This window comes from Thermosyntropha lipolytica DSM 11003, assembly GCF_900129805.1.
Lineage (GTDB): Bacteria > Bacillota > Syntrophomonadia > Syntrophomonadales > Syntrophomonadaceae > Thermosyntropha > Thermosyntropha lipolytica.
Map to the genome: position 1 here is coordinate 1 of NZ_FQWY01000079.1, position 2,152 is coordinate 2,152.

General features: G+C 38.3%; 1 protein-coding gene and 1 pseudogene. Both read left to right on the forward strand.

The window, feature by feature from the left end; all coding sequences use genetic code 11:
- Window positions 1–297, forward strand: a pseudogene (locus BUB92_RS11635) (Rpn family recombination-promoting nuclease/putative transposase); the annotation flags it as partial.
- Between the two features lie 52 nt (window positions 298–349).
- Window positions 350–2,029, forward strand: coding sequence for a methyl-accepting chemotaxis protein (locus tag BUB92_RS11025; protein WP_073093610.1), 1,680 nt, complete (start codon window positions 350–352; stop codon window positions 2,027–2,029).
- The last annotated feature ends 123 nt before the right edge of the window (window positions 2,030–2,152 follow it).

Consider the following 2,152-nt stretch of genomic DNA (forward strand, 5'->3'; position numbering starts at 1 on the left):
ACTATATATGTATTTAATAAAATAGATATAGATCTGGAGGAACTGATGGAATACGCAAGAGAATTAAGGCTTGAGAGGAGGGAAGATATAATGACCTTAGCGGAGAGATTGAGGAGAGAAGGGATGGAAAAAGGTATAGCCAAAGGTATAGAAAAAGGTATAGCCAAAGGTATAGAAAAAGGGAAAGAAGAAGCGGCATTAAATGCTTTGCAAAAAGGATTAGACATACAAATAATAGCAGAGATTACCGGGCTTTCGGTAGAGAGGATAGAGGAGTTAAAGAAAAAATTGAATTAAAAAGTGCAGGGGACGGTATAAATGTAAGAAAGCACAAAAGAACCGTCCCCTTGTGTTCCGTTCTACTGTAGATGAATATGTAGGCTGGAAAGCAGAAGAAGGACATCCGGTCTATAATTTTATGGTAAGTGGAGAAAATTTTTTAACTGAAGATATAAGAGAGGATACCGTATCAGGAGAGTATAAAAAATATGGTTATGTAAGGGCAGACGGCGGTAATTTTGTACAGATAGGCATAAATGCAGATGCGGTGCAAAAAATTACGGATAAGTTCAGCTATCAGACTATTGTAGAAGAGATTGCTTTGAACCAAAATATAGTTTATGCCTTGGTTATAGATAAAGACGGTATAGCAGTAGCCAGCAGTGATGAAAAAGAGATAGGCACTAAACTTGAAGATGAGGGAAGTATAACCGCAGCAGTTGAAGGAAAGCCTTATGCAGAAATTTATTTTGATGAAGGACTAAAAATAAAGGTATATAATGTGCTTTTGCCCCTGGTAGTAAATGGCGAACATATGGGGGCTGTTAATATAGGATTTTCTATGGCCGGGGTGGAAGGAGTCATTAAAAAGAATATCATGACTTTTGGCATAACCGGGTTGATTATTTTTATGCTTATAGCCCTGGTATTATATAACTCGGCGAGCGGGATAGTTAAAAGTATTGATAAGCTTAAAGAAAATGTCGAATTTATTGCCCGAGGAGATTTGGGTATTAAGGTAGAGGAAATCCTTGTCAGCAGAACAGATGAAATTGGCAAAATCGCCCGGGCAGTTGATGAAATGACATCTTTTTTACGAAGTATGATAAATAACATAAGGTCAAAATCTGATGAAATAAATGCAAGTTCTGAGTCTCTGGCGGCGATTTCAGAAGAGATGTCAGCCTCTTCCCAGGAATTGGCTACTACCATACAGCAGGTAGCCCAGGGTGCGGCTAATCAGGCCGGGGATTTACAGAATATTGTAAAATTACTGGCAGAATTGACTAACAATATTGAAAATGTGTATGGAGAGCTGGAAAAGGTAAATAAAGAAGCTGAAAAAGCGGAGAAAAAAGCAAGTAAGGGCGAACAGGAAATGAATACCCTCCTTAAATCTATCCAGGATATAAAACAGGATTTTGCCCTGGTGGCAGCAAAGGTGGAAAATTTGACCTCTTCTGTACAGGAGATAAGTGGGATTACGGAAATTATTTTATCCATATCTGAACAGACTAATCTGCTGGCTCTTAATGCAGCCATAGAAGCAGCCAGAGCTGGAGAACATGGAAAAGGGTTTGCAGTGGTGGCTGAAGAAGTGAGGAAACTGGCGGAAGAATCAAGCAAATCAACGGAAAAAATCAGCCAGCTAGTTTCTTCTATAATTAAAGATACCGAAGAGGTTATAAGTACTTCAAAAGAGATGGAGAAATCAATTGCTAACCAGGCAGAAGTAGTTGGAAATACGGTAAAATCGTTTGGGGATATAATGAATTCGGTAGAAAACATAGCACCTCTTATGAAAACCACTCATAATGCAATGAATGAAATAGTGAAATTTAAAGATATAGTTATGGAAAAAGTGGCAGCTGTAAGTGCAGTAACTGAAGAAAACTCAGCAGCTACTGAAGAAGTTGCGGCTTCCAGTGAGGAGCTTACTGCATCAAGTGAAGAAGTAGCTGCAACTGCTCAAAACTTGAGCAGGATAGCGTTAGATCTAAACCAAACCATAGGCCAGTTTAAGGTTTAGATGTTGAATAACCGGGAAAAACTCCCGGTTACAGGCTGTCGACAAAGTCATTGTTGGCAGCCGTTTTTATTTTATTTATAATATATAAAGGAAATAGAGCAATAAATTCCTAAAAAAGTAACA